The 25,923-nt window shown below is 72.4% G+C and carries 22 protein-coding genes; 11 read left to right on the top strand and 11 right to left on the bottom strand.

Translation table 11 applies throughout. The features are described 5' to 3' along the window. Positions 1–2 precede the first annotated feature (2 nt). From A6A29_RS30605 to A6A29_RS30585, 4 genes are all read right to left on the bottom strand, one after another. A complete protein-coding gene (locus A6A29_RS30605; protein ID WP_073725015.1) occupies positions 3–1,241 on the bottom strand; it encodes an MFS transporter in 1,239 nt (412 codons plus the stop codon). A 263-nt stretch (positions 1,242–1,504) separates the two neighbouring features. Then, a complete protein-coding gene (locus A6A29_RS30600) occupies positions 1,505–2,422 on the bottom strand; it encodes an endonuclease/exonuclease/phosphatase family protein (protein WP_073725479.1) in 918 nt (305 codons plus the stop codon). A gap of 296 nt (positions 2,423–2,718) precedes the next feature. Then, positions 2,719–3,375: a TetR/AcrR family transcriptional regulator gene (locus tag A6A29_RS30595; protein WP_073725013.1), complete on the bottom strand. Its 657-nt coding sequence runs from the start codon at positions 3,373–3,375 to the stop codon at positions 2,719–2,721. Positions 3,376–3,659: 284 nt separating this feature from the next. Beyond that, positions 3,660–5,285, bottom strand: coding sequence for a DHA2 family efflux MFS transporter permease subunit (locus A6A29_RS30585; protein WP_073725009.1), 1,626 nt, complete (start codon positions 5,283–5,285; stop codon positions 3,660–3,662). A gap of 171 nt (positions 5,286–5,456) precedes the next feature. On the opposite strand from A6A29_RS30585, the gene panB reads away from it, so the two are divergent. The 3 genes from panB to A6A29_RS30570 all read left to right on the top strand — a co-directional run bounded on the left by panB (position 5,457) and on the right by A6A29_RS30570 (position 8,324). Next, positions 5,457–6,344: a 3-methyl-2-oxobutanoate hydroxymethyltransferase gene (gene panB / locus A6A29_RS30580; RefSeq protein ID WP_073725007.1), complete on the top strand. Its 888-nt coding sequence runs from the start codon at positions 5,457–5,459 to the stop codon at positions 6,342–6,344. 121 nt (positions 6,345–6,465) lie between these two features. Beyond that, positions 6,466–7,479, top strand: coding sequence for an ATP-binding cassette domain-containing protein (locus A6A29_RS30575; protein ID WP_073725005.1), 1,014 nt, complete (start codon positions 6,466–6,468; stop codon positions 7,477–7,479). Next, entirely contained in the window at positions 7,476–8,324 is an 849-nt protein-coding gene (locus A6A29_RS30570; RefSeq protein ID WP_073725003.1) for an ABC transporter permease, read from the top strand. The genes A6A29_RS30575 and A6A29_RS30570 overlap by 4 nt, the downstream gene beginning before the upstream one ends. Positions 8,325–8,469: 145 nt before the next feature. On the opposite strand, the gene A6A29_RS30565 is transcribed toward A6A29_RS30570, so the two are convergent. Continuing rightward, on the bottom strand, positions 8,470–11,892 hold the full coding sequence (locus tag A6A29_RS30565) for an AfsR/SARP family transcriptional regulator (protein ID WP_073725477.1): 3,423 nt from the start codon (positions 11,890–11,892) through the stop codon (positions 8,470–8,472). A 414-nt stretch (positions 11,893–12,306) separates the two neighbouring features. Between A6A29_RS30565 and A6A29_RS30560 the strand changes: the two genes are divergently transcribed. Next, positions 12,307–13,116, top strand: a complete 810-nt coding sequence (locus A6A29_RS30560) for a site-2 protease family protein (protein ID WP_073725001.1) — start codon at positions 12,307–12,309, stop codon at positions 13,114–13,116. 19 nt (positions 13,117–13,135) lie between these two features. On the opposite strand, the gene A6A29_RS30555 is transcribed toward A6A29_RS30560, so the two are convergent. Together A6A29_RS30555 and npdG are read right to left on the bottom strand one after the other, a co-directional pair. After that, complete coding sequence (locus A6A29_RS30555) at positions 13,136–13,315, bottom strand: hypothetical protein (protein ID WP_073724999.1); 180 nt, start codon at positions 13,313–13,315, stop codon at positions 13,136–13,138. Between the two features lie 83 nt (positions 13,316–13,398). Further along, positions 13,399–14,109: an NADPH-dependent F420 reductase gene (gene npdG, locus A6A29_RS30550; RefSeq protein ID WP_073724997.1), complete on the bottom strand. Its 711-nt coding sequence runs from the start codon at positions 14,107–14,109 to the stop codon at positions 13,399–13,401. Positions 14,110–14,249: 140 nt separating this feature from the next. Here npdG and A6A29_RS30545 point away from each other — a divergent pair, with 140 nt between their 5' ends. Beyond that, positions 14,250–14,852, top strand: coding sequence for a hypothetical protein (locus A6A29_RS30545; RefSeq protein WP_073724995.1), 603 nt, complete (start codon positions 14,250–14,252; stop codon positions 14,850–14,852). Between the two features lie 280 nt (positions 14,853–15,132). Continuing rightward, positions 15,133–16,380: an MFS transporter gene (locus tag A6A29_RS30540; protein ID WP_385729659.1), complete on the top strand. Its 1,248-nt coding sequence runs from the start codon at positions 15,133–15,135 to the stop codon at positions 16,378–16,380. Between the two features lie 48 nt (positions 16,381–16,428). Here the strand turns inward: A6A29_RS30540 and A6A29_RS30535 are convergent, their stop codons facing one another. Then, complete coding sequence (locus tag A6A29_RS30535) at positions 16,429–16,662, bottom strand: hypothetical protein (protein WP_073724993.1); 234 nt, start codon at positions 16,660–16,662, stop codon at positions 16,429–16,431. A gap of 58 nt (positions 16,663–16,720) precedes the next feature. Here A6A29_RS30535 and map point away from each other — a divergent pair, with 58 nt between their 5' ends. Both map and A6A29_RS30525 read left to right on the top strand, forming a co-directional pair. Beyond that, a complete protein-coding gene (gene map, locus A6A29_RS30530; RefSeq protein ID WP_073724991.1) occupies positions 16,721–17,578 on the top strand; it encodes a type I methionyl aminopeptidase in 858 nt (285 codons plus the stop codon). A 188-nt stretch (positions 17,579–17,766) separates the two neighbouring features. Further along, positions 17,767–18,432: a biliverdin-producing heme oxygenase gene (locus tag A6A29_RS30525; protein ID WP_073724989.1), complete on the top strand. Its 666-nt coding sequence runs from the start codon at positions 17,767–17,769 to the stop codon at positions 18,430–18,432. An 80-nt stretch (positions 18,433–18,512) separates the two neighbouring features. Here A6A29_RS30525 and A6A29_RS30520 read toward each other — a convergent pair whose 3' ends face one another. The 3 genes from A6A29_RS30520 to A6A29_RS30510 form a co-directional block, all read right to left on the bottom strand. Continuing rightward, on the bottom strand, positions 18,513–19,184 hold the full coding sequence (locus A6A29_RS30520; protein WP_073724987.1) for a PhzF family phenazine biosynthesis protein: 672 nt from the start codon (positions 19,182–19,184) through the stop codon (positions 18,513–18,515). Between the two features lie 104 nt (positions 19,185–19,288). Beyond that, positions 19,289–20,842, bottom strand: a complete 1,554-nt coding sequence (locus A6A29_RS30515; RefSeq protein WP_073724985.1) for an HtaA domain-containing protein — start codon at positions 20,840–20,842, stop codon at positions 19,289–19,291. Between the two features lie 284 nt (positions 20,843–21,126). After that, complete coding sequence (locus A6A29_RS30510; RefSeq protein ID WP_073724983.1) at positions 21,127–22,530, bottom strand: HtaA domain-containing protein; 1,404 nt, start codon at positions 22,528–22,530, stop codon at positions 21,127–21,129. Positions 22,531–22,684: 154 nt separating this feature from the next. Between A6A29_RS30510 and A6A29_RS30505 the strand changes: the two genes are divergently transcribed. The 3 genes from A6A29_RS30505 to A6A29_RS30495 are packed head-to-tail and all read left to right on the top strand — an operon-like array spanning position 22,685 to position 25,784. Continuing rightward, on the top strand, positions 22,685–23,749 hold the full coding sequence (locus tag A6A29_RS30505) for a heme/hemin ABC transporter substrate-binding protein (protein WP_073724981.1): 1,065 nt from the start codon (positions 22,685–22,687) through the stop codon (positions 23,747–23,749). Beyond that, positions 23,746–24,948: a FecCD family ABC transporter permease gene (locus A6A29_RS30500; RefSeq protein ID WP_073724979.1), complete on the top strand. Its 1,203-nt coding sequence runs from the start codon at positions 23,746–23,748 to the stop codon at positions 24,946–24,948. Before A6A29_RS30505 ends, A6A29_RS30500 begins: the two co-directional genes overlap by 4 nt. Then, entirely contained in the window at positions 24,945–25,784 is an 840-nt protein-coding gene (locus A6A29_RS30495; protein ID WP_073724977.1) for a heme ABC transporter ATP-binding protein, read from the top strand. The genes A6A29_RS30500 and A6A29_RS30495 overlap by 4 nt, the downstream gene beginning before the upstream one ends. Positions 25,785–25,923 lie beyond the last annotated feature (139 nt).

The following is a 25,923-nucleotide window of genomic DNA, read 5'->3' as shown; positions in this document are numbered from 1 at the left end:
TCTCAGTCGCCGGACGGGCTCGCGACGCGGGCTCCGGGCTCCGCGTCGCGCCGGGAGTGCGGGTCCGCGCCCGCCACGATCCGGGAGGCCCCCGGCGTGCGGTCGCGGTCCAGTACGCCCGCCGTGACCGCCACCGCCAGCCCGATCACGGCCAGGACCGCGCCGACCAGGGCGGGGGACGTCCAGCCCCAGCCCGCCGCGATCGCCACACCGCCGAGCCACGCGCCACCCGCGTTGGCGAGGTTGAAGGCGGAGTGGTTGGAGGCGGAGGCGAGGGTCGGGGCGTCCTTGGCCTTGTTCATCACCAGCATCTGGAGCGGAGTGGTCGTCATGAACCCGACCCCGCCCAGCAGCACCACCAGCACCAGCGCCGCCCACTGCACATGGACGACGAAGGGGAAGACGGTCAGGACCACGGCGAGCGCGCCCAGCGATCCGTAGAGCGTGGGGCGCAGCGCCCGGTCCGTCAGCAGTCCGGCGGCCAGCGCGCCCAGTGTCATGCCGATGCCGAAGAGGGCGAGCACCAGGGTCACCGAGGACTCGCCGAAGCCCATCGCCTTCGTCGTCATGGCCGAGAGGTAGGAGTAGACGGCGAAGACTCCCGCGAAGCCGAAGACCGCGGTGAGCAGCCCGAGAAGCACCTGGCGGTTGCCGAGGGCGCGCAGTTCGTGGCGGACGTTCTGGTGTGCCTCGACCGGGATCCGCGGGACGAGCCGGGCCAGCGCGGCCATCGCGCACAGCCCGATCACCGCGACGACCAGGAAGGTCGCCCGCCAGCCGAGGTGCTGGCCGAGCAGGGTGGCGGCGGGGACGCCGACGATGTTGGCGACGGTGAGGCCGAGGAACATCGTCGCGACGGCCCGTGCCTGACGCCCTTCGGGGACCAGCCGGGCGGCGACGACCGCGCCGACGCCGAAGAACGCGCCGTGCGGCAGCCCGGCGAGGAAACGTCCGGCGAGCAGCCAGCCGAAGTCCGGGGCCAGCGCCGAGGCCAGGTTGCCGACGGTGAACAGGGCCATCAGCAGCAGGAGCATCCGCTTGCGCGGGATCCGGGAGCCGAGGCCGGTGAGCAGCGGGGCGCCCAGGACGACGCCGATCGCGTACGCCGATACGAGGTAGCCGGCGGTGGGCACGGACGTTCCCAGGTCGTCGGCCACATTGGGCAGGAGGCCCATCATGACGAACTCGGTCGTGCCTATGCCGAAGGCGCTCACGGCCAGGGCGAGCAGGGCCACGGGCATGGGGGTGGAACCTTTCACAGCGGTACGGGGGCGGAGTTCACCGCGGTACGGGGGGGCGCAAGCAGGGAGCCGCTGCCCCGGGCACGCACGGTGCCGGGCAACGGCTCGGGCTTCGCCGACGACCTCACCGGCGGCGTTGCGGGCGAGATCTTGGGACCGGGGCCGTCCCGTCATCCCTGGCGGAGCAGCCCTCGGACCTTATGTAAGTATCCGGAACAAATTCTCGCAGACGTTTTATGCCGCGAGGTGAACGGACCGTTGCGTCAGAGTTCGATGCGGGCGGCGATCGGGAGATGGTCGCTGTCGGTCGCCGAGAGCGTCCACGAGGACATCGGCTCGACTCCCTTGACCATGATCTGGTCAATCCGCGCCATCGGGAACGAGGCGGGCCAGCTGAACCCGAAGCCGTTGCCCGCGGCGCCCTGGGTGGAGCGCATCTGCGCGGTGACGGCGTTCAGCGAGCGGTCGTTCATCGTGCCGTTGAGGTCGCCGAGCAGCACCACCCGGCCGAGCGGCTCGTCGGCGATCGCCTCGCCGAGGGCGTCGGCGCTGTCGTCGCGCTGGTTGGCGGTGAATCCGGCGTGCAGCTTCACCCGCACGGACGGCAGGTGGGCCACGTACACCGCGACCTTGCCGCTCGGCGCGGTGACGGTGGAGCGCATCGCCCGGGTCCAGCCCATCTTGATGTCGACGGGGCGGGTGTCGCTCAGCGGGTATTTGCTCCACAGGCCGACGGTGCCCTGGACCGAGTGGTACGGATAGCGGGCGGCGAGCGACTTCTCGTACGTCGCCACCTGCCCGCCCGGCAGTTCCTGGAGGGCCACGACGTCCGCCCCGGAACCCGCGACCTGCTGCGCGGTGCCCGCGGGGTCGGGGTTGTCCGCGTTGACGTTGTGGGTGGCGACCGTGAGATCGCCGCCGCTGCCCGCCTTGTCGGTGAGCAGGCCGCCGAACAGGTTGAGCCACACCACGACCGGCAGCAGCAGGGCGATCAGCGCGGTCGCCGAGCGCCGCACCAGGCCCAGGACCAGCAGGACCGGGACGAAGACCGCGATCCAGGGCAGGAAGGTCTCGATGAGGCTGCCGAGGTTGCCGACGGCGTTCGGCATCTGCGCGTGGAAGATCATCAGCAGCGTGAGGAGGACCGAGCAGACCGCCAGCACGATCCCGCGCCGCCACATCCCGCGATCCGCCGACCAACGCTCACGCAGGTCCCGGAAACGGGACCCGGTGCGCTGCGGTTCCGCGCTGTCGTTACCGGTGTCCGCTCCGTACGCCTGCACCATCGCGCTGTCCTCACTGCCTTGCCGTGCCCATTGCCGCGCTCTTGACCCTAGGCGATGTGCGGTGTCTTTCCCGCCGCCGACGGCGGCCGTACGGAGGTCAGGACGAACGGAGCGGGGCCGCGGGTTCCGGTGCGGGCCCGGCCATGCGGGGTTGTGACAGAACACTCACACGGGCACCGGTCCCCGGCGCGTCACCCGTGACCTGCGGCTTCGGGGGCAAGGCCCTGGAGCAGCACCCGGATGACGCTGTCGGCGAGGTCCTCGGGCAGCGCGGCGTCGGGGCGGTGGACGGTGCGTACGAGCATGGGGCCGAGGAACAGGTCGTCGATCAGTTCCACGTCGATGTCGTCCCGGAGCTCGCCCGCGTCCACCGCCCGCCGCACCGCCGCCAGCATCGCGACCCGGCGCGGGGCGATCACCGTGCACTGGTACTCGGACCACAGCTTGGGGTGGCTCTTCATCTGTGCGAAGACGTTGTGCAGGAGGACGGAGGAGCGCTGGGCGAGGCCGCGGGTGCGCAACGACTCCAGGAGCAGCCGCAGATCGGCGAGTCCCGCGGTGCCGGAGACGGCGGGGTCGACGGGCTCCATGTCGCGCAGGACGTCGACGAAGAGCTCCTCCTTGCCGCTCCAGCGCCGGTAGATGGTGGCCTTGCCCACACCCGCGGTGCGGGCGATGCGCTCGATGGACAGGCCGGCCAGGGGCTCCCCGGCCTCCAGGAGTCCGATGACGGCGTCCAGGATGGCCCGTTCGGCCGCGGCGCTGCGGGGGCGGCCGCGCCGGGGCTCCGGCTCCGGCGCGGGGTCCGGCGCGGGGTCGGGCACGGGGTCCGGTACGGAATCGGGCACGGGGTCCGGTACGGGGTCCGGTACGGGGTCCGGTACGGGGTCCGGTACGGGGTCCGGGCCGTCCGCGTCGTCACGGTGTCGTGCCCGGCCCGCGTCGTCACGGAGCCGCGCGTCGTCCGCGTGATCCTGTTCCCGCACCTGCATCCGCCTCTCGCCGCGCCGTCCGGCCGTCCGGCCGTGCTGCTTCGCTGCCGCCGCCACGATTCTCGCCGACCCGGAGCGTGCCGGACGACGTTCGGCCGGGGGCCACCCCGTCGGGGGACCCCCGGCCGGTGGTGGCGCGGCTACCGGCCGGCGGCCTTTCCCTCCAGTACGGGCTCGTCGTCGGCGCCACTGCGGGCCGGCGCCCCGTCCACGCGGGCCGGGAGCCGTCCCGGAAGGAACAGGCCGACGACCGCGGCGCCGATCAGGGCGACGGCAGCCGAGCCGAGGGCGGTGACGTGCATGGCGCTGATGAACGCGTCGTTCGCCGCCGCGATCAGCGGTTTGCCCGCCGGGCCCAGCTTGGCGGCGACCCCCAGGGTGGCCTCGATCGACTCCCCCGCGACGTCCCTGGCCCCGGCCGGGACCCCGGACAGGTGTCCCTCGATGTCGCCCCGGTAGACGGTGGACAGCACCGAGCCGAGCACGGCGACGCCGAGCGCTCCGCCGACCTGGCGGAAGGTGTTGTTGATGGCCGAGCCGGAGCCCGCCTTCTCCCGGGGCAGCGCCTGCATCACGGCGACGGTGACCGGCGGCATGATGTGCGCCATGCCGGTGCCCTGGACGAAGAAGACCAGGCACATCACCCAGACCGGCGTACCGGCGTCGAACAGGCCGAACGCCGCGAGCCCGCCCGCGACCAGCAGCATGCCCACGGTGCACACGGCACGGGCACCGAACCGGTCGACGACCAGCCGGGCGCGCGGCGCGAAGATCATCTGGGCGGCGGCCAGCGGCACGATCAGCAGCCCGGACTCCAGCGCGCTGTAACCGCGCACGCTCTGCAGATAGAAGGCGGAGAAGAAGGTCACGCCCATCAGCGCGAAGAAGACCAGGGCGATCGCGGCCACGGCGGCGGAGAAGGCGGGCTTCTTGAAGTACGAGATGTCGATGGCCGGGTGGCTGCTGCGCTTCTCGTGCCAGACGAACCCGGCGAGCACGACGAGGCCGCCGATGGTCGAGGCGAGCACAGTGGTGTCGGTGAAGTCGGCGAGCTCGCCGCCGCGGATGATGCCGTACACGAGCAGGACGAGGCCGACGATGGAGAGCACGACACCCAGCGGGTCGACCTTGCCGGGCTTCGGGTCCCGGGAGTCCGGTACCAGGAGGGCCATCGCGACCAGGGCGACGATCACCACGGGAACGTTGACCAGGAAGATCGAGCCCCACCAGAAGTGCTCCAGGAGCAGCCCACCGGTGATGGGCCCGATGGCGATGCCGAGGCCGACGCTGCCCGCCCAGATGCCGATGGCCTTGGGCTGCTCGTCCCGCTCGAAGACGTTCATCAGGACGGCGAGGGTGGCGGGCATCACGAACGCCGCGCCGAAGCCCATCAGCGCGCGCCAGGTGATGAGTTCGGCGGGCGAGGAGGAGAGCGCGGCCAGAGCGGAGCCGATGCCGAAGACCAGGATGCCGAAGAGGAGGACCTTCTTGCGGCCGATGCGGTCGCCGAGCAGGCCCGCGGTGAAGAGCAGCCCCGCGAAGACGAGCGTGTAGGAGTTGATCGCCCACTCCAGCTCGCTCTGGGTGGCGCCGATGCCGGTCGGCGAGGGGCTGGCGATCGTCTTGACCGCGACGTTGAGGATCGAGTTGTCCAGCACCACGATGAGCAGGCTGAACATGAGAACGGTGAGGATCGCCCAGCGGCGGCGGTGGATCGCTTCCGGGACATGGGGCACGGCGACGGGAGCGCCGGACGGTATGGACATGGCCACGACCCTAACCCACTTGCGATACGAGACCGTCTCGTATTGATAAGTCTTTACCCTCCTCGATGACCGGTGCGGGCCCACTTCCCGTCGGCCGCGCGGGGATGCCACCATGGAGGGGATCCGGGGACGCCGTCAGGGCGCCTCGAGATGACGAAGGAGCCGTTGGCCATGTCGCTTCAGGCTGCGCAGAATCAGTCCGCCCCCTCCCCCGCCGGTCCCCCCGCCGACAGCAGCAAGGCGCTGTACGGAGGCAAGGGCACCCGCCGCATCACCGTCCACAACATCGCCGCCGCCACCGAGCGCGGCGAGAAGTGGCCCATGCTCACCGCCTACGACGCGATGACCGCGTCCGTCTTCGACGAGGCCGGTATCCCGGTCATGCTCGTCGGGGACTCCATGGGCAACTGTCACCTCGGCTACGAGACCACCGTGCCCGTCACGATGGACGAGATCGCCATGCTGTCCGCCGCCGTCGTCCGGGGCACCACGCGCGCCCTCATCGTCGCCGACCTGCCCTTCGGGTCGTACCAGGAGGGGCCCGTCCAGGCCCTGCGCAACGCCACCCGGCTGGTCAAGGAGTCCGGGGTCGGCGCGGTGAAGCTGGAGGGCGGCGAACGCTCCCACGAGCAGATCCGGCTGCTGGTCGAGGCCGGCATCCCGGTGATGGCCCACATCGGCCTCACCCCGCAGTCCGTCAACTCGATGGGCTACCGGGTACAGGGCCGCGGCGAGGAGGCCGCCCAGCAACTGCTGCGCGACGCGAAGGCGGTGCAGGACGCGGGCGCGTTCGCCGTCGTCCTGGAGCTCGTACCGGCCGAGCTGGCCGCCGAGGTCACCCGCACCCTGCACATCCCGACCGTCGGCATCGGCGCCGGACCCGACACGGACGCCCAGGTGCTGGTCTACACCGACATGGTCGGCCTGACCGGCGGCAAGGTGCCGCGCTTCACCAAGCAGTACGCCAACCTGCGCCAGGTGCTCGGCGACGCGGCGAAGGAGTTCGCCGACGAGGTCGTGGGCGGCTCGTTCCCGGCTCCCGAGCACGCGTTCCACTAGACCCACCGCGGACCATTTCCCGCATCACCGACAGCCCGCCGACATCCCCCATCGGCGGGCTGTCGCCCGTCTGTCGGTGGAATGTCGGCGGGCTGTCGGTGGCGGTTGGTCCCATGAGGACATGACACGAACCGACAAGAACCCCGGGCACGGCACGAACGCCGTCGAGGTGCGGGGACTGGTCAAGCACTACGGCTCGACCAAAGCGCTGGACGGCGTGGACCTCGATGTGAGCCAGGGCACCGTGCTCGGTGTGCTCGGCCCCAACGGCGCGGGCAAGACCACGCTCGTACGCTGCCTGTCCACCCTGATCCTCCCCGACGCGGGACACGCCGTCGTCGCGGGGTACGACGTGGTGAAGCAGCCCCGGCAACTGCGCCGGACCATCGGCCTGACCGGCCAGTACGCCTCGGTCGACGAGAAGCTCTCCGGCTGGGAGAACCTCTACATGGTCGGGCGCCTGCTCGACCTGTCCCGCAAGCGGGCCCGGTCCCGCGCCGACGAACTCCTGGAGCGGTTCTCGCTCACCGCCGCCGCCCGGCGCCCGGCGATGGAGTACTCCGGCGGTATGCGGCGCCGGCTCGACCTGGCCGCCTCCATGATCGGCAGCCCGGCCGTCCTGTATCTGGACGAGCCGACGACGGGGCTCGACCCCCGTACCCGTAACGAGGTCTGGGACGAGGTGCAGCGGATGGTCGCGGAGGGGGCGACCGTGCTGCTCACCACCCAGTACATGGAGGAGGCCGAACAGCTCGCCGACGAGCTGACGGTCATCGACCAGGGGAAGATCATCGCGAGCGGCGGGGTGGACGAGCTCAAGGCGAAGGTCGGCGGCCGCACCCTCCAGATCCGGCCCTCGGACCCGGCGCAGCTGGCCGCGATGGCCCAGGCGCTCAGGGAGGCCGGACTCGACGGGATCGCGGGCGCACAGGCCGTACCGGACGAGGGGCTGCTGCTCGTGCCGATCCTCAGCGACGAGCAGCTCACCGCCGTCATAGGGCTGCTGGGCACCCGGGGGTTCTCCCTCGCCCATGTCGCCACCGCACTGCCCAGCCTGGACGAGGTGTTCCTCGCCATCACCGGTGAGAAGTCCCCGTCCGTGACCGACACGATCCCCGAGGAGGTCGCGGCATGAGCACGGCGACTCTGACGCCCACGCCCACCGGATCCGTACCGCCGAAGGCGCTTCCCGGCGAGGGCCGGATCGGACTGCGGGCCAATCTGCGGCACATCGGGGCCCTGGTGCGGCGCAATCTGCTCCAGATCAAGAAGGACCCCGAGTCGATGTTCGACGCGGTCCTGATGCCCATCATCTTCACACTGCTCTTCGTGTACGTCTTCGGCGGCTCGGTCGGCGGCAGCCTGGGCGGCGACCGGCAGGACTACCTGAACTACCTGATCCCCGGCCTGATGGCGATGATGGGCATGAACATCGCCTCCGCGGTCGGCTCCGGTGTCAACGACGACTTCCGCAAGGGCGTCATGGACCGGTTCCGGACGATGCCGATCGCCCGCTCCTCGGTCCTCATCGCGAAGATCGTGGTCGAGCTCGGCCGGATGATGGTCGCCACCTTCATCCTGCTGGCCATGGGCTTCGCGCTCGGCATGGAGCTCAGGACGTCGGTGCTCGGGCTGATCGAGGCGATCGCCCTGTCGGCGGTGTTCGGCGCCGCCATCATGTGGATCTTCATCCTGCTCGGACTGTCCATGAAGACGACCCAGGCGGTGCAGGGAACGGGGATGCTCGTGCTGATGCCCCTCCAGTTCGGCTCCTCGATCTTCGCCCCGACACAGACCATGCCCGGCTGGCTCCAGACGTTCACCGAATACAACCCGCTGTCCAACCTTGCGGACGCCGCACGCGGTCTGATGATGGGCGGGCCCGTCGCCCACTCGGTGTGGGTGACGCTGGGCTGGGCGACGGTGATCACGCTGGTGACGGCCCCCCTCGCGGTGTCCAAGTTCCGCAAGAAGACCTGATCCCGCGGCGTCCCCCGGCAGCGACCCGGCCCTGCGCCCGCTCCGGCCTCCGCCCCACCGGGCGGGCCACACCCGGGAAGCCGCGCCACCGGGCGTGACACCACCGGACAACCGCGCCACCGGGCGTGACGCCACCGGGCAGCCGCTACAGGTACATGCCCGCCAGGGCGGTGACCTCGTCCAGCGTGAGGCCGCCGCCCTCGGCGTACGCCCGCGCATAGGCGGCGTCGCCGAGCACGGCGCGGGCGATCTCCTCGGCGCGGGCCAGATTCCGCCGCTCCGTCGTCGTCGGCACATGCCCCTCGGGCCGCCTCGCCGCCTGCAGACCGAGCACCCGCGCCGCGTCCCTGCCGCCCCGCTCGCCACCGATCCCGCCGAGCGCCCAGGCCACCGCGATCAGATGGACGGAGGCCATCTGCGGCGCCACCATCAGCGACAGCCGGTCCTGCGACCGCTCCAGGGCCTTCAGGGCCCGCCGCAACGCCGTGGCGTGGTCGCCTTCGAGGTTGTCCAGCCAGGCCAGCACCCCGAGCACGAAACCGCCGAAGATCGCCACCGTCTCCGAATCGAACTCTTCGTCCAGCCGGGCCAGCTGCTCCCTGGCCTCGTCGATACGGCCGGCCTGGCCCAGCCACAGGCCCAGATGCATCCGGGCGGCCGGGGTCGCGTCGCTCCCCGAATACCGTCCCCCGTCGATCACTTCGCGCAGGATGGCCTCCGCCTCCTCGCCCCGGCCGGTCTCGGTGAGGATGCCCGCGTACCGGGCCCGCAACAGCCCGACCTGGGCCTGGGCGCCCAGTTGTTCCGCGTAGCCGACAGCGGCCAGGAAGTCCTCGGCGGCAGCGGCGAAGTGCCCGGCCCGCTCATGGGCCTCGCCCCGGGAGGAGAGCGCCTCGGCGGCGCCCCACGCATCGTCGAGCCGGACGAAGATCTCCAGGCTCTCCTCGGCGTCCGCCCGCGCCCGGCCGGACGATTCGGCGTGGTTGGCCAGGAAGTTGGCGCGGTTCTGGAGCGCGGCGGCCAGCTCCCATGCGAAGCCGAACTCCCGGCAGGCCCGGACGGTCTCGTCCAGCACCTCGTGCAGCTGATCGGCGTCGCCGGTCAGCATGACGGCGTACATCCAGAGATGGCCCGGGGTACGGCAGGTCTGCGGCTGGCCCGCCCGGTAGGTCTGCGTGATCACCCGCAGCCGCTCCTGGTTGTCCCCCTTCATCCACAGGTCCATCGCGTGGTCCATGGTGGCCAGTTGGACCAGGGCGACCCCCCGCCGCGCCTCCTGGAGCAGCTCGGGCTCCATCGGCGGCGGCGAGTCGATGGCCTGCCGCCGGAGCGAGGGGGCCGGGGTGCCCGGCGGGGCGAACGGGTCGGGGCCCAGGGCGGCGACCGCGTCGGCCCAGTGGCGGGCCTCGGTGCGCAGATCGCGCATCAGCCAGTACCAGGCCAGCGAGAGCACGAGGCAGAGCGCCTCGTGCTCGTCCCGGGCGGCCACCGCACGGCGCAGCGCGACGCGCAGGTTCTCGTACTCGCGCTGCAGGCGTTCGATGGCGGCCCGCTGTCCGCCACCGCGGAGTTCCGGTGCGGTGGTCCGGGCGAGCTCCCGGAAGTGCACCAGGTGGCGTCCCTCGACGGCGGTGCGCTCGGCCGCCTCGTCGAGGCGCTCGGAGGCGTACTCGCCGACGGTCTCCAGGAGCCGGTAGCGCATCTCACCGTCGCCGCCGGGAGCCGCGACGACGAGGGACTTGTCGACGAGGGAGCCCAGGAGCGCGGCGACGTCCCGCGAGTCGACCAGGCCGAAGGCCCCGTCCTCCCCCGCGAGGTCCGCTGCGGCGCCGTGTCCGGCGGGCAGGGCGCAGACCTCCTCGGCCGCGGCGAGCGCACAGCCGCCCGCGAACACCGACAGCCGGCGCAGCACGGCGCGCTCGGCACGGTCCAGCAGGTCCCACGACCAGTCGACGACGGCGCGCAGGGTCTGCTGGCGCGGCAGCACGGTACGGCTGCCGTTGGTCAGCAGCCGGAAGCGGTCGTCCAGCCGGTCGGCGATCTGGCGCGGGCTGAGCATCCGCAGCCGGGCCGCGGCCAGTTCGATGGCGAGCGGCAGCCCGTCGAGCCGGTGGCAGATCTCCGCTGCGGCCGCCGCGGTCTCCTCGTCCGCGTCGATCCGGAAACCGGGGCTGGCGGCGTTCCCCCGGTCGGCGAGCAGCCGCAGCGCCATCGGGTCCGGCAGCGGGTCGACGGGGCGGACGAACTCGCCCGGTACGCCGAGGGGTTCGCGGCTGGTCGCCAGCACGGTGAGCTGCGGGCAGTGGGAGAGGAGGTGGTCGGTGAGCGCGGCGGCGGCCTCGATGACGTGTTCGCAGTTGTCGAGGAGCAGCAGCATGCGCCGCCGGGAACAGTGCTCGGTGAGGCGTACGAGCGGGTCCCCGGCACCGCGCTCGGCGGCCCGCAACTCCTCCGCACCGGCGCCGCGCAGCACGGTCTCGCGGGCACCGAGCGCGGTCAGTACGGCCTCGGGTACGGCGTCCGGGTCGTCGACGGGGGCCAGTTCCGCCATCCAGACGCCGTCCGGCCACGCGGCGGCGACCGTCTCCGCCGCCTCCTGGGAGAGCCGGGTCTTGCCCGCGCCGCCGGGGCCGAGCAGCGTGATCAGCCGGCTGCGGGTGAGGTCCTCGCGCAGGGCGGCGATGTCCGTCTCCCGGCCGACGAAGCTGGTGAGCCTGGCCCGCAGATTCCCGGCCGGGGGCGGCGGGGGCGGGGAGGGGGGTGCGGAGTGCTTCCGTGGAGCCGGGTGGGCCGGGATCTCCGGGTGGGCCGGTGATGCGGCCGGGTGTGCCGGTGGTGCGGCCGGCGCTGTCTGGTGCAGCAGTTCGTCGTACAGGGCGCGCAGTGCGGGCCCGGGGTCGGTGCCGAGCCGGTCCACGAGTATGGAGCGCGTCCCCTCGTACGCCGCCAGCGCCTGCGCCGTGCGGCCCGCGTCGCGCAGGGCCCTGATCCGCAGCGCCTGGAGCGGTTCGTCGAGCGGGTGGGCGTCGCAGAGCGCGGCCAGTTCGGGCAGGGCCTCGTCCGCCCGGCCCAGGGCGAGGGCCGCGGCGAACCCGGTCCGCCGGGCATCGAGCCTGCGGGCCTCCCAGCGGGACGCGGCGGCGGCCCGGTCCGGCAGATCGGCGAGGGCCGGTCCGCGCCACAGGGCGAGGGCCTCGTCCAGCAGCGCGGCGGCCCCGGCGGCGTCCCCCTGCTCCAGGGCCCGGGTCCCCTCCCCCGCGAGCCGCTCGAAACGGTGCAGGTCCACGGCGTCCGGCTCGGCGGTGAGCCGGTATCCGCCGTCCGCCGACGCGACGGCGGCCCGGCCGAGCGCGCGCCGCAGCCGGCCCACGAGCGCCTGGAGGGCGCCCGCCGCGTCGACGGGCGGATCGCCGTCCCACACCTCGTCGACGAGCACCCCGGCCGGGACCGGACGGCCGGGGCGCAGCGCGAGAACGGTGAGCAGGGCGCGCAGCCGCGCCCCGCCGAGGGCGACGGCCGTGCCGTCGTCGCGGAGTGCCCGGGTGGTGCCGAGGATGCAGTAGCGCACGGGCCCATTGTCCGCGACGGACCCCTCGAAGAGCACGCCGCCCGGCACCGCGCGTCGCCGGGCGCCGCGGAGCGGGTCCACGCCCGGTCCGCCGCCGGGTCCGGGGTGGGGGTTCTGAGCCCGGCCGGTCCGGCGTCCGGCGATCCCGCACCGCGCCAGGTGACCCCGCACCGCGCCGCGCCCGGTCACCCGGCACCGCACCGCGCCACGCCCGGTGACCGCGCACCGCACCACACCGCGCCCGGTCACCCCGCACCGCGCACGGCACCCGCGCCCGGTCACCCGGCACCCACCGCCCGTGCGCGTAGGGGGAACTACCGCCCCGGCTCACGATGTTCCGGTCGTACCGCCCCTACTGCCCTCAACGCCCGTACTGTCGAAGGCCCTCGCCCAGTCACCAGGAGTTGTGTGCCGATGACCACCGCAGCCAAGCGCAGCGACCGGAGGATCAGCCCGGTCTTCCTCGGGATCGTCGCCGTCACCGCGGTCTCGGGCTGGGCGGTGTGGACGGACTTCGCCGAGCAGACCGGTTTCGCGGTCTTCCTCTTCGTCACCGGGGCCTGGATCGTCTCGCTCTGTCTGCACGAGTACGCGCACGCCCGCACCGCGCTGCACAGCGGGGACCTCTCGGTCGCGGACAAGGGCTATCTGACCCTGAACCCGCTCACGTACACCCATGCCCTGCTGAGCATCGTGCTGCCGGTGCTCTTCGTGATCATGGGCGGGATCGGGCTGCCCGGTGGCGCGGTCTATATCGAGCGGGGCCGTATCAGCGGCCGCTGGAAGCACAGTCTGATCTCCGCGGCGGGCCCCCTGACGAACCTGCTGTTCGCCGTCGTCTGCACGGCGCCGTTCTGGCTGGACGCCCTGGACGGTGTTCCGCCCGCCTTCCAGTACGCGCTGGCGTTCCTCGCGATGCTCCAGGTCACCGCGGCGATCCTGAACTCGGTCCCGATTCCGGGGCTGGACGGCTACGGCGTGATCGAGCCCTGGCTCTCGTACCGGATTCGCCGCCAGGTCGAGCCGATCGCACCGTTCGGGCTGATCGCCGTGTTCGGCATCCTGTGGATCCCCGAGGTGAACATCGCGTTCTTCGACGCGATCGACGCGCTGCTGCGGAGCCTGGGCGTCAGCGAGATCTCGACACACTGCGGGCTCGACACGTACCGCTTCTGGCAGGAGTTCTGGGACGAGCAGGACCCGCGCTGCGCGGTCGCGGGATAGGGGCCGCCGGCCCCGGCCCTCAGGCCGCGTCCGCCGCCCGCATCCGGTGCTTGCGCACGTAGAACCACGTCATGTTCGACGAGAGCCCGGCCACCAGTACCCAAAGGATCCCGAGCAGATTGCCCTGGGCGAAGGAGACCACGGCTGCGACGACGGCGAGAACGCAGACGACGAGGGCGTAGATGGCGAGGCGGGGCATGGGGAGTGGCTCCTGTGTCCGGGATGGTGCGCGGTCCCGTCCAGTGTCCCTCATGCCCCGTTCCGCCCTCGGCGCGGTCCGGCTCAGACGTCGGTGGCGCGCAGTCCCGCGTGTGCCTTGTAGCGGCGGTTGACCGAGATCAGGTTGGCCACCAGCGACTCGACCTGGTGGGCGTTGCGCAGCCGGCCCGCGAAGATGCCGCGCATTCCGGGGATGCGGCCCGCGAGCGCCTGCACGATGTCGGTGTCGGCGCGCGCCTCGCCGAGCACCAGCACATCGGTGTCGATCTCCTCGATCGCCTCGTCCTGGAGCAGGACGGCGGAGAGGTGGTGGAAGGCGGCCGTGACCCGGGAGTCCGGCAGCAGGGCCGCGGCCTGCTCGGCGGCGCTGCCCTCCTCCGGCTTCAGGGCGTAGGCGCCCTTCTTGTCGAAGCCGAGCGGATTGACGCAGTCGATCACGAGCTTGCCCGTGAGCTCCTCGCGCAGCGATTCCAGCGTCTTGGCGTGGCCGTCCCACGGAACCGCGACGATCACGATGTCGCTGCGCCGCGCGCAGTCGGCGTTGTCCGCGCCCTCGACGCCGAATCCCAGCTCGGCGGCGGCCGCGGCGGCCCGTCCGGCGTCGCGCGAGCCGATGGTCACCCGCTGCCCGGCGCGGGCGAGGCGGTAGGCGAGGCCGCGGCCCTGCGGACCGGTCCCGCCGAGCACACCGACCGTGAGTGCGGATACGTCGGGCAGGTCCCAGGGGTCCTTGGCGGGGGGCTTGGGGGCGCTGCCGCTGTCATGGGTAGTCATGAGGGCGACCCTACTGCCAGGTAGTACGGGGAACCCCTCGTCGGCGGACACACGGCCCCCTCGCTCCCGCCCTGCCCCTTTCGGGTGGAGCGGCGCCAACCGGCGGCGGTTCGGCCGGACTTGGGGCATGATGCCGGGCCATGGATGCCGTACGTGTCGCCCTGCTCCGTGACGTACTCGCCGGGACCGAGTGGCCCGGGGCGACCCGGCGGTTCGCGGGGGCGCTGCGCTCGTCCGTCGTGCCGCAGGGCGGCGGACTGCTGCTGGTGGGGACCGAGGTGTACGAGCCGTGGCATCTGGCGGCGCATCTGGTCGACGAGTCCGCCTGGTCGGGGCTGCCGGAGCTGCGGCCCACGCTCGTACGCCACCGGGTGGAGCCGGGCGATCCCGCGCATCTGGCGGTGGGCCTCGGCCGGATCGAGGCGGCCGGGCGGGGCGAGACCCTGCTGATGGTGGCGCCGCAGCGGCCGGACGGCGGGCTGCTGGAGCGGGTCCACGACGCACGGCGGGCCGGGGCGACGGTGCTCACGCTGGACGGCGGGGACCCGGAGGTGGGGGGCCTGGCCCATGAGGCGCTCGTGGTCCGGGGCGGTGACGATGTCGACCTCGACACCGTGCAGCACCTGGTGAGCGCGGCCGCCGGGGAGAACGGCCGGCCCGCGCCGCACGGTCGCCGGACCTTCCGGGACCGGCTCTCCCGGCTGGCCGACCAGCTGACGCAGCCGCCACCGCCCCGCTGGTAAACCGGTTTGCGCAGAGCCTCCAAAGGGCCGAGCATGACCCTCTGTGACTCCTGCTACTCCCCCGGCCGACGCGGACGCCCCGGCCGACCCGCACGATCCTCCCGGCCCGGACGCTTCGGACGCCCCGCACGATCCCCCCGGCCCGAACGCTTCGGACGCCCCGGACTCCTCGGATGCCCCCGCCGCCGCGGATGCCCCTGGCGGCCCGCACACCCCGGACGCTCCGGACCACTCCGCCGCCGCCCCCGCCTCCTCGCTCCGGGCCAGGCTCCTGGCGCTGCTGCCCGACCTCTCGCCCTGGCGTTCCTCGGCCGATTTCCGGCTGCTGTGGGTCCAGGGTCTGATCACGTTCTTCGGCAGCTTCATGGCCCTGATCGCGCTGCCGCTCCAGATCAAGGAGATGACCGGGTCGCCGCTGGCGGTCGGGGCGATGGGCGCGGTGGAACTCGTTCCCCTGGTCGTCTTCGGCCTGTACGGCGGGGCGCTCGCCGACGCCGTGGACCGGCGCAAGGTCATCCTGCTCACCGAGGCGGGGCTCGGGGTGCTCGCCGGCATCCTCCTGGTGAACGCCCTGCTGCCGGACCCGCTGCTCTGGCCGCTGTACGTGGTGGCCGGCGGGGTCTCCGCGCTGGCCGGGCTCCAACGGCCCGCGCTGGACTCCCTGATGGCCCGGATCGTGCCGCACCACCAGCAGACCGCCGCCGCCGCGCTGAACTCGCTGCGCTGGCAGGTCGGCGCCATCGCCGGTCCCGCGCTGGCGGGCCTGGTGGTGGCCTACGCCGGGCACGCCACGGCGTACGTGGTCACGGTCGTCACGTTCACCGTCTCCGTCCTGCTCTGTCTGCGCCTGGCACCGGCGCCGCCCGCCCACGACGCGCGAAAGCCGTCGCTGCGCGGGATCGCGGAGGGGGCGCGGTACGCCTGGAGCCGGCCGGTACTGCTGGGGACGTACGCGATCGACCTCGCGGCGATGCTCTTCGCCTTCCCGAACACGATCTTCCCGTTCCTGGCGGACGAGCTGGACGCGGAGTGGTCGCTGGGCCTGATGTACGCGGCGGGGTCGGTCGGCTCGCTGGTACTGGGGCTGACCAGCGGCTGGACCTCACGGGTGCGCAGGCACGGGCTGTTCGTGGTGTTCGGTGCCGCGGCGTGGGGGCTCGCCATCGCGGCGGCGGGCTGGTTCAGCAACATCTGGCTGGTGCTGGTCTGCCTGGGGGTGGCGGGCGCGGGCGACATGCTGAGCGGACTGGGCCGCGCCACGATCTGGAACCAGACCGTCCCGGAGGAGCTGCGCGGACGGCTCGCGGGCATCGAGGTGCTCTCGTACAGCGTCGGCCCGCAGCTCGGCCAGGTCAGGGCCGGGGCGATGGCCGGCTGGACCGGGACGCGCTCGGCCATCTGGACGGGCGGGGTGGCCTGCGTCGCCTCGGTCGCGCTGCTGGCGGCGTTGCTGCCGAAGCTGATCAAGTACGACTCCGAGACGGACGAGGACGCGATACGGAGGCGGGCGGCGGGCGTGGCGTCGTGACCGGGGCGGGCCCGCCCGCCCCGGGGGCTGCCCCGGGGCCGGAGCGGATCAGTTCGGCGGGTCCGAGGGGCCGCCCGTGCGGTCGTGCCACTTGGGGTCGGTCTCCCACTCCAGGTTCCGCTCCTGTGCCGTGTCCATCGCGCGCTGTGCCTCCTCACGGGAGGTGTAGGGGCCGAACCGGTCCTTCGCCGGGCATTCGGGGCCTTCCTCGACCTTCTTGTGCACCAGGCAGTAGTACCACTCGCCCGGTTTGCCGACGGTGCGCTTCTTGAACAGGGCCATCAGCGGCTCCTTTCCTCGATGCCATGCTGCCCCAAGGACGCTGGTTAGACTCGCTGGCATGTCTGGCCAGTCGCTGCTTGTACCAGGGGAGCTCTCTCCCGTCCGTTCCGTACCCGGAAACATCCGGCGCCCCGAATACGTGGGCAAGCCGGCTCCTGCGCCGTACACCGGCCCGGAGATCCAGGACGCCGACACCGTGGAGCGGATGCGGATCGCGGGACGCATCGCCGCGCAGGCGATGGAGGAGGCCGCCAAGCACATCGCTCCCGGCGTGACCACGGACGAACTCGACCGCGTCGCCCATGAGTTCATGGTCGACCACGGCGCGTACCCGTCGACGCTCGGTTACCGCGGCTTCCCGAAGTCGCTCTGCTCCTCGCTCAACGAGGTCATCTGTCACGGCATCCCCGACTCCACGGTGCTGCGCGACGGCGACATCGTGAACCTGGACGTCACCGCGTACATCAACGGAGTGCACGGCGACAACAACGCCACCTATCTCTGCGGTGACGTGGACGAGGAGTCCCGGCTGCTCGTGGAGCGCACCCGGGAGTCGCTGAACCGTGCGATCAAGGCGGTCCGCCCGGGGCGTCAGATCAATGTGATCGGGCGGGTCATCGAGTCGTACGCGAAGCGGTTCGGGTACGGGGTGGTGCGGGACTTCACGGGGCACGGGATCAATTCCTCGTTCCACTCCGGTCTGATCGTGCCGCACTACGACAGCCCGCACGCGACCACGGTCATGCAGCCCGGGATGACGTTCACGATCGAGCCGATGCTGACGCTGGGATCCCATGAGTACGACCTGTGGGACGACGGCTGGACCGTGGTGACCAAGGACCGCAAGCGGACCGCGCAGTTCGAGCACACGCTGGTCGTGACGGAGACCGGGGCGGAGATTCTTACCCTTCCGTAACGTCCCGTCCGGTTCGTTCCGGGGGTACGGTTTTTACCGACAGGCAGTCGGGAACCAGTTGACTTAGGTAAACCTAAGTAGGAGGATCGGCGTATCGGCAGGCGCTGCCCGCACCCGTTGCGGCGGCGACCGCCGGTATTTCCGTCTCTCATCGGACTTCCCGTCCCCTCGGTCCCCGGAGGCCCGCCTTGGACGCAACCGCCACCGCCACCCCCTTCTCGACGCTCATCCGCACCGCGTCGCACGAGCAGCATGTCGAGGCGGAGACCTCGACCTTCATGAGCGACATGCTCGGCGGACGGCTCGGAGTGGACGCGTACACGCGCTACACCGAGCAGCTGTGGTTCGTGTACCGCGCACTGGAGGAGGGCGCGGAGGCGCTCCGCGCCGACCCGGTCGCCGGCCCGTTCATACAGACCGAGCTGATGCGCAGTGCGGAGCTGGAGCGGGATCTGGCACATCTGGCGGGCCCCGGCTGGCGCGAGGGCCTGGAGCCGCTGCCGGCCACCGCCGCCTATGCCGACCGGGTCGCCGAGTGCGCACGCACCTGGCCCGCGGGCTACATCGCGCACCACTACACCCGGTACCTGGGCGACCTCTCGGGCGGCCAGATCATCCGGGACACGGCGGAGAGGACCTGGGGCTTCGCGCGCAAGGGCGACGGCGTGCGGTTCTACGTCTTCGAGGAGATCTCCAACCCGGCCGCGTTCAAGCGGGGTTACCGGGAGATGCTGGACGCGGTGAACGCGGACGACCTGGAGAAGCAGCGCATCATCGACGAGTGCAAGCGCGCCTTCGCGCTGAACACCGCGGTGTTCCAGGAGCTGGGCAAGGTCTTCCCGCTCAGCGCGTAGCACCCGGCGCTTCGCGTACCCGGCGCCGGGAGAAGCGGCGCCCGGAACGCGGCGCCCGGAAGCAGCGCAGGACCCGTGGCTCAGCCGCGGACGACCAGCAGGACGCGGCCCCCGATCTCCACCGTGCCGTCCGGCGCGGGTGCTGTGAGGATCTGGGAGCCGCGTCCTTGTCTGATGTTCAGCGCCCGGCCGAGCCGCGCGCTGAGCAGCAGGGCCGCCGCCCCGGTCGCCTCGTCCTCCACGATCCCGTCGCCGCGGCGCGGGAACGCCCTCGCCCGGACCCGGCCCGCCGCCTCGTCCTCCCAGGCCCATACGTAGACCCAGCCCTCGCCGGGCGGCGGTCCGGTCAGCGCCTCGACCTCGGCGGCGGATCCGTACCGCTCCAGGATGCGCGGCGGCGCCCATTCCGGGCGGGCGGTGATCCAGGTGAACTCACCGTCCTGCCGGGCGAACACATCCCCCACCGCCAGCTCCAGGACCTCCAGGTCCAGCAGCCAGGCGGTGCCGACCAGCGGGTGCCCGGCGAACGGCAACCGCAGCCCCGGCGTGTAGATGTCGACGCGCCCGCGCTCCGGATCGTCGACGAACACGGTCTCGCTGAAGCCGAGCCGCCGGGCCAGTTCCTGCCGGGACGCCTCGTCGGGATGACCGCTCCCGTCCCGTACGACGCCGAGGGCGTTGCCGTGCCTGCCGTCCGGGCCGCAGAACACCCGTAGTACGTCGATGCCCGCGGGTACGTCGATGTCGCTCACGTGCGCATTCAAGCACCGGGCGGGCGCCCGCGACGCCGCGGGGGCCGTACCGGCGACGTGTTGCCGGTACGGCCCTGACGGGGCGCGGAGGTGTGCGTGACGGATCAGACGGTACGGCGGCGGCGCGACGCGACCACGACTCCGGCACCGGCCGCCACGACGACGCCCGCGGCGGCGAACAGGTCGCCGGTCGGGATGTCGGAGCCGGTGGAGGCCAGCGCTCCCGCGCCGCCCACCGTGCCACCGCCACCGACCGTGCCGCCGGTGGTGGAGCCACCGGCGGTGGAGGAGCCCGTACCACCGGCGGTGCCCGAGCCGCCCGAGCCGCCCGGCAGTTGGGCGTTCTTGTCGAGGGCGACCGCGACGGTCAGGGCGTCGAGCTGCTCGCCCTTGGTGTACATGCCGCCGAATGCCTTGGTGCCGTCGGCGGTGAGGGTCGCCGGGACGCCCGAGAGGTTCACGACGCCGTCCTTCGCGGTGAGGGCACCGGCGGGCAGCTTCAGGTCGGCGAGGGACAGATCGGTGTACCGAGTGACCTTCTTGGTCTCCCGGTCCTTGGTCGAGACATCGGCGATCAGCTTGCCGGAGGTCCCGTTCGCCCGGATCTCCAGGTTGGTGAGCGAGAGGTCGAGCGTGTAGGCGTCGCCCTCCTTGTGGCCCAGGAAGCGGACCTTGCCGTCGAACTCGGCGTTGAGCGTCTTCTTGCCGGCGTCGAAGCGTCCGGTGGCACCGCCGAAGCGGTACCCGTCGCCGGAGGCGGTGGCGCCGCCGCTCGTCTCGACCTTGCCGTGCGCGATCGGGCCGGTGACGTACGTACGGAAGGACTTCTTGACGCCCCAGTTCAGGGTTCCGTCGAGGACCGCGCCCGGGTCGGCGGCCGGCCGGGTGGCCGAGGGGGACGGATTCGTCGTCGGCTTCCCGGTCGGGGACGTGGTCGGCTTCTCGGTCGGCTTCTCCGTGGGCTTCTCGGTGGGCTTTTCGGTCGGCTTCTCGGTGGGCTTCTCGGTCGGCGGCGCGGTGACCGCCTTCACGGTGAGCGTGGCCGGGTCGAGGGCGTCGCCCTCCTTGTACTGGCCGTTGAACGCCTCGGAGCCCGCCTTCGTCAGCGTGGCCGGGATGTCCTTGAAGACCATCGCACCGCCCGCACCCTGCCCCGGCCGTACGGCCGACAGGTCCAGGGCGGCGACCGCGACGTCGTTCTTGGTGCCCTCGGGGGTCTTCACATCGGCGGTGATCGCGCCGCCCTTGCCGGCCGTGGAGAGCTTCACGTCCGAGAGCGTGATGTCCAGGACTCCGTTGTGGGCGTAGAAGTTGACCCCGCCCTCGAAGGCCGTGTCCGTGCCGTGGGTGGTCATGTCGTAGGTGCCCTTGCCGTTGACAAAGGTGAACACACCATTGCCCGCGGCCTGCTCGGCGCCGCCCGTGACCGTGATCCTGCCGCCCGAGAACGGGGAGGCGAGGTACTTGCGGAAGGACTCCTTGAAGCCCCAGTCCAGCGTGCCGTCCTTCAGTTCCATGGCCGGGGCCGCGGCTGCGGCGGCCCCGTCCTTGGCCACGGTGCTGTCGGCGGCGAGCGCGGGGAGGGCGAAGGTCGCGCCCAGGGCGGCTGCCGTGGCGACGGCGGCGGCGAGGGCTATGGGGCGGCGGGTGGCTGCCATGGCGGTGGGTCTCCTTGGTCAGGAAGGGGGGTGCGGGAGAGAACGGGGAGAGGGGAGGAAGAAAGGGGAGAGAGGGGAGGGAAAGGGGGGACGGGGGTGGCCTGTGGGCCCAAGAGGCCATGGAGGCCCTACGGAGCTACGGACCTCGGAGCTACGGGACGGTGAGAGCTATGGGGGCTGGGCGAGCCGCGGGGGCGGCGGGACCGTGAAAGCCGCGGGGCCGAGGAGGAGGGGGCGGGGGCGGGGGCCGAGGAGGAGGGGGCGGGGCCAGGGAATATGCGGGGCTAAGCCGCCCGGCGGGATCGACGGCGGCCGACCGCGTACAGCACACCGGCCGCCGCGACGAGCACCACGCCGCCGCCGATGGCGAGATACGTTCCGGTCCCCGTGCCCGGGTCCGATGCGGCTGCCACCGGCGCGGTGGAGGCCGCGGCCTTCTTCGCGGGCCCGGCGGAGGGCTTCGCCCCGCTGCCCAGGTCGGGCAGGGCGGGCAGCTGCGCCTTCTCGTCGACGGCGACGGCGAGCGACACCGGGTCCATCGCGGTACCCGCCTTGTACATGCCGCCGAACGCCTCGGCACCGTCCGCGGTGAGGGTCGCGGGCGCCTCGGTGAGGGCGGCCAGTCCGTTCTTCGGCGCGAAGTCCTCGGCGGTGAAGGTGATCAGGGGGACGTCCTCGCGGGTGGTGCCCGCGCTCGTGACATCCGCCGAGAGCGTGCCCTTGCCCGAGGCCACCTCGACGGCGATCCCGGCCAGCTTCAGGTCGAGTTCATGGGCGCCGGTGAAGCGGACGCTGCCCGTGAACCCGGCGTCCAGGGTCTGCTTCTTCGCGTCGTACGTGCCCTTGCCCGCCGGGAAGCGGAACAACGCCCCGCCGTCCCGGGCACCGTCGGCCAGGGACCACTTCCCCTGGCCGATGTCCCCGGTGACGTACTCGCGGAAGGTACGGCGTACGCCCCAGTCGACGGCGGCGTCCTCGAAGCGGCCCGCCTTCTCCCTCTTGTCGGCCGGCTTCTTCGGGGACGGTGACGTGGAGGACTTCGGGCCGTCCTGCTTCGCGGCGGGACCGGTCGTGTCGACGGAGAGGCTGATCGGGTCGAGGGGCGTACCGGCCGTGTAGTAACCGGCGAACGCCTTGGCACCCTGCGAAGTCAGCGTCGCCGGGACGTTGTTGAGGGCGATGGGGGTGGAGCCGCCCGTCATGTCGATCCCGGAGAGCCCGAGTGTGGCGAGCGGGACCTGGGCGGCGGAGGTGACCCGGCCGCTCCCCCGCTCCTTGCTGACCATGTCGGCGAGGACGGTGCCGCCGCCCCCGCTGATCCTGACGGTGGGCCGGCTGATGGTGAGGTCGAGCTCGTTGCCGCCGTCGGCCTTCTTGTGGCCGGTGAAGTGCACCCCGCCCGAGAAGCCGGAGCTGAGGGCACCGCTCGACGGGTCGTAGGAGCCGGTGGCGGAGTGGAAGCGGAACTGACTCCCGCCGACCGTGGCGGCGCCGCCGGTCAGGCTCCAACTGCCGCCCGCGATGGGCCCGGTGACATAGCTCTGGAAGGAGGACTTGATGCCCCAGTCCAGTCGGCCGCCCTGCACCGTGCGGCTCGCCGCTTGCGCGGCGGAGACCGGAAGCAGCGCCCCCAGCAGTACCGCGAGAAGCGCGACGGCGAGCGCGCGGGCAGATCGGGACGACAGCATGAGGACCCCTCCGAGGTCTAGCGAGTGAGGTAAGGCTAACCTAAGCTAGGTTCGGCCGATGCCGGAACCCTTTCCACCGCATAGTTCGCACAACCTCATGAAGAACCATCAACCGCACACCGCGGCACACCGCGGAACGACAGGACGGTGCCCCGTGCGCTTCTCGCAGGACTACGCCCCGAGGGGACTTCGCGGACACGCTCCCGGCCGGGTGGGCGCCGCCCTGACCGCCGTCGTGGTCCTCGCGCTGGTCCTGACCGGCTGCGGCGGTACGGCGGGCCCCGCCGCCGGGGCCGCCGGGTCCGGCACCCCTGCCGCGACGGTCGACCGGGTCGAGCCCCTCGGGACCGCGCCCGCACCGCGGATGCCGGTGACGGTGCGGTCGGCGGACGGTGCCGATGTCACCATCACCTCCACCGACCGGATCGTGCCGCTGACCGGCTCGCTGAGCGAGATCGTCTTCACGCTCGGGTTCGGCGAGCAGGTGGTGGCCCGCGACATCACCGCCACGTTCGAACAGGCCGAGAAGCTGCCCGTGGTGACCCGCGCCCATGACGTCTCGGCGGAGAGCGTGCTCTCGCTGAAGCCCACCGTGGTCCTCGCGGACACCACGACGGGCCCGAGCGAGGCGATCGGTCAGATCCGTGACGCAGGTGTCCCGCTGGTGGTCGTCGACGCGGCCAAGGAACTCGCCGATGTCGGCCGCCGTATCGACACCGTGGCCGCCGCGCTGGGTGTGCCCTCCTCGGGTACCGAACTGAGGACACGCACCCAGTCCCGTATCGACGCCGTACAGAAGTCCGTCCCCACCCACGAGGACGGAAGCAAGCCCCGGGTCGCGTTCCTCTATCTGCGGGGATCGGCCTCCGTCTATCTGCTGGGCGGCCGGGAGTCGGGGGCGAGTTCGCTGCTGGAGGCGGCGGGCGCCGTCGACGCCGGGAAGGCATCCGGGCTGGAGAAGGACTTCACCGCGATCACCAGCGAGGCGCTCGCCGAGGCCGCGCCCGACGCGATCCTGGTGATGAGCAAGGGACTCACGTCGGTCGGCGGGGTGGACGGACTGGTGAAGATCCCCGGAGTCGCCGAGACCCCGGCCGGAATGGACCGCCGGATCGTCTCCATCGACGACGGCGTCCTGCTGAACTACGGGCCACGCACGGACCGGGTGCTCGCCGAACTCGTGGAGCAGCTCCACCCGAAGGGCGGGAAGGGCAAGTGACCACCTCGTACGGAGAACGCGCCGAAGCCACCGCGGCGGACGGCACCCCGGCCGCGTCCCCGGCCCCGGCCCCGGCCGCACGCCGAGCCCCGGCCGCGTCCCCGGCCCCGGCCCCGGCCGCACCTGAGGCACCGACCGCTCCCCCGGCCCCGAAGGGCGGTGCCGGGGCCACGCGCGGCAACGCGTTCACCCTCACCGTCGGGCTGTCACTCGCCCTGCTCGCCGGTGCTCTGCTCTCTGCGGGACTCGGCGCGTACAGCATTCCCCTCGACGATGTCCTCGCCTCCGTCCAGCACCGGATCGGGCTCGGCGGCCACCCGCTGGACCGGGTCGGCGAGAGCGTCCTGTGGAACGTGCGGCTGCCCCGGGTCGTCCTCGCCCTGCTCGTCGGCGCGTCCCTCGGCTGCGCGGGCGCGCTGATGCAGGGCGTGTTCGGCAACCCGCTCGCCGAGCCCGGAGTGATCGGGATCTCCGCGGGCGCGGCGGTCGGGGCGGTCGCCTCGATCTCGCTGGGCCTCAGCTTCTTCGGCAACTGGACCATCACCGTCTGCGCGTTCGTCGCCGGGCTCGTGACCGTCCTGCTCGTGTACGCGCTGTCGCGCTCCGGCGGCCGGACCGAGGTCGTCACGCTGATCCTCACCGGGATCGCCGTCAACGCCTTCGCGGGCGCGCTGATCGGCCTGTTCATCTTCTTCGCGGACAACGCGCAGGTCAGCCAGATCACCTTCTGGCAGCTCGGCTCACTGGCCCAGGCCACCTGGCCCAAGGTGCTCGCCGTACTGCCGTGTGCGGCGCTCGGCCTGATCGTCGCGCCGTTCTACGCCCGCACACTGGATCTGCTCGCGCTCGGTGAACGGCCCGCCCGGCACCTGGGGGTGGATGTCGAGCGGCTGCGGGTCGTCCTGGTCCTCGTCGTGGCGCTGCTGACCGCCGCCGCAGTCGCCGTCGCCGGGATCATCTCCTTCGTCGGTCTGCTCGTGCCGCATCTGCTGCGAATGGCGAACGGCCCCGGGCATCGCTTCCTCGTCCCGGGCAGTGCGCTGGGCGGCGCGCTGGTGCTGGTGGTGGGCGATCTCGCGGCCCGGACCGTGGCCGCCCCCGCCGAGCTGCCGCTCGGTGTGCTGACCGCGCTCTTCGGCAGCCCGTTCTTCTTCTGGCTGCTGCGCAGGACCCGTCGTAAGCAAGGTGGTTGGGCATGAGGATGCCGAGAAATCCGTTCGCGGTACGCGGCCGTCGGCTGCCCGCCCCCGTCGCCCCCGGTTCGCCGGTCGCCGAAGCCGTCGGTCTCTCCGTCCGGCTGGGGCAGCGGCCGGTGCTCGACTCCATCGATCTGACCGCCCACGCGGGCGAGGTGGTGGCGCTCGTCGGGCCGAACGGCGCCGGCAAGTCGACGCTGCTGGCGGCCCTGGCCGCCGATCTGCCCGCCGGGACCGGCGAGGTCCGCGTCGGTGGCCGCCCGGTCTCCGAGTGGTCGGCGCCCGAACTGGCCCTGCGCCGCTCGGTGCTGCCGCAGTCCGCCGTGCTGTCCTTCCCCTTCCCGGTCGAGGACGTCGTACGGATGGGGCGGGCCCCCTGGGCGGGTACGGACCGGGAGGACGAGGACGACGCGGCGGTGGCGGCGGCGATGGCGGCCACCGAGGTCACCGGGTTCGCCGGCCGCCCGTTCTCCGCGCTGTCGGGCGGTGAGCGGGCCCGGGTCGCGCTGGCCCGGGTGCTGGCCCAGCGGGCACCGCTGCTGCTGCTCGACGAGCCGACCGCCGCGCTCGATCTGCGCCACCAGGAACTGGTGCTGCGGATCTGCCGCGAGCGGGCCGCCGCGGGGGACGCGGTCGTCGTCGTGCTGCACGACCTGGGGCTCGCCGCGGCGTACGCGGACCGGGCCGCGGTACTGCACGAGGGACGGATCGCGGTGACCGGTCCACCGGCCGGGATCTTCACGGGCGAGCTGCTCGGAGAGGTCTACCGGCAGCCGGTGGAGGTGTTCCCGCACCCGCGGACCGGGGTACCCCTCGTCGTACCGGAACGGACCTCTTGACCATCCCTTGACCTGCGCGTGGGTCGTTCGAGGGTCACCCGTGACCGGCTCGTTCTCCCTCGTGAAGGGTGAGAGCTGAATCACTGCACAGAGGGGTACCGGTCAGGTAAGGCTCGGTTAAGTTAGGTCCGCCTCACCC

Source organism: Streptomyces sp. TSRI0281 (assembly GCF_001905125.1).
GTDB lineage: Bacteria > Actinomycetota > Actinomycetes > Streptomycetales > Streptomycetaceae > Streptomyces.
Note: the sequence above shows the minus strand (reverse complement) of the source record. Positions and strands in the feature narration are given on the sequence as shown.

Excerpts from the sequence above, each read along its gene's own strand:
- A6A29_RS30605 (WP_073725015.1), bottom strand. The coding sequence starts at position 1,241 with ATGCCCGTGGCCCTGCTCGCCCTGGCCGTGAGCGCCTTCGGCATAGGC.
- A6A29_RS30600 (WP_073725479.1), bottom strand. The coding sequence starts at position 2,422 with ATGTGGCGGCGCGGGATCGTGCTGGCGGTCTGCTCGGTCCTCCTCACG.
- A6A29_RS30585 (WP_073725009.1), bottom strand. The coding sequence starts at position 5,285 with ATGTCCATACCGTCCGGCGCTCCCGTCGCCGTGCCCCATGTCCCGGAA.
- panB (WP_073725007.1), top strand. The coding sequence starts at position 5,457 with ATGTCGCTTCAGGCTGCGCAGAATCAGTCCGCCCCCTCCCCCGCCGGT.
- A6A29_RS30575 (WP_073725005.1), top strand. The coding sequence starts at position 6,466 with ATGACACGAACCGACAAGAACCCCGGGCACGGCACGAACGCCGTCGAG.
- A6A29_RS30570 (WP_073725003.1), top strand. The coding sequence starts at position 7,476 with ATGAGCACGGCGACTCTGACGCCCACGCCCACCGGATCCGTACCGCCG.
- A6A29_RS30560 (WP_073725001.1), top strand. The coding sequence starts at position 12,307 with ATGACCACCGCAGCCAAGCGCAGCGACCGGAGGATCAGCCCGGTCTTC.
- A6A29_RS30555 (WP_073724999.1), bottom strand. The coding sequence starts at position 13,315 with ATGCCCCGCCTCGCCATCTACGCCCTCGTCGTCTGCGTTCTCGCCGTC.
- npdG (WP_073724997.1), bottom strand. The coding sequence starts at position 14,109 with ATGACTACCCATGACAGCGGCAGCGCCCCCAAGCCCCCCGCCAAGGAC.
- A6A29_RS30545 (WP_073724995.1), top strand. The coding sequence starts at position 14,250 with ATGGATGCCGTACGTGTCGCCCTGCTCCGTGACGTACTCGCCGGGACC.
- A6A29_RS30535 (WP_073724993.1), bottom strand. The coding sequence starts at position 16,662 with ATGGCCCTGTTCAAGAAGCGCACCGTCGGCAAACCGGGCGAGTGGTAC.
- map (WP_073724991.1), top strand. The coding sequence starts at position 16,721 with ATGTCTGGCCAGTCGCTGCTTGTACCAGGGGAGCTCTCTCCCGTCCGT.
- A6A29_RS30515 (WP_073724985.1), bottom strand. The coding sequence starts at position 20,842 with ATGGCAGCCACCCGCCGCCCCATAGCCCTCGCCGCCGCCGTCGCCACG.
- A6A29_RS30510 (WP_073724983.1), bottom strand. The coding sequence starts at position 22,530 with ATGCTGTCGTCCCGATCTGCCCGCGCGCTCGCCGTCGCGCTTCTCGCG.
- A6A29_RS30495 (WP_073724977.1), top strand. The coding sequence starts at position 24,945 with ATGAGGATGCCGAGAAATCCGTTCGCGGTACGCGGCCGTCGGCTGCCC.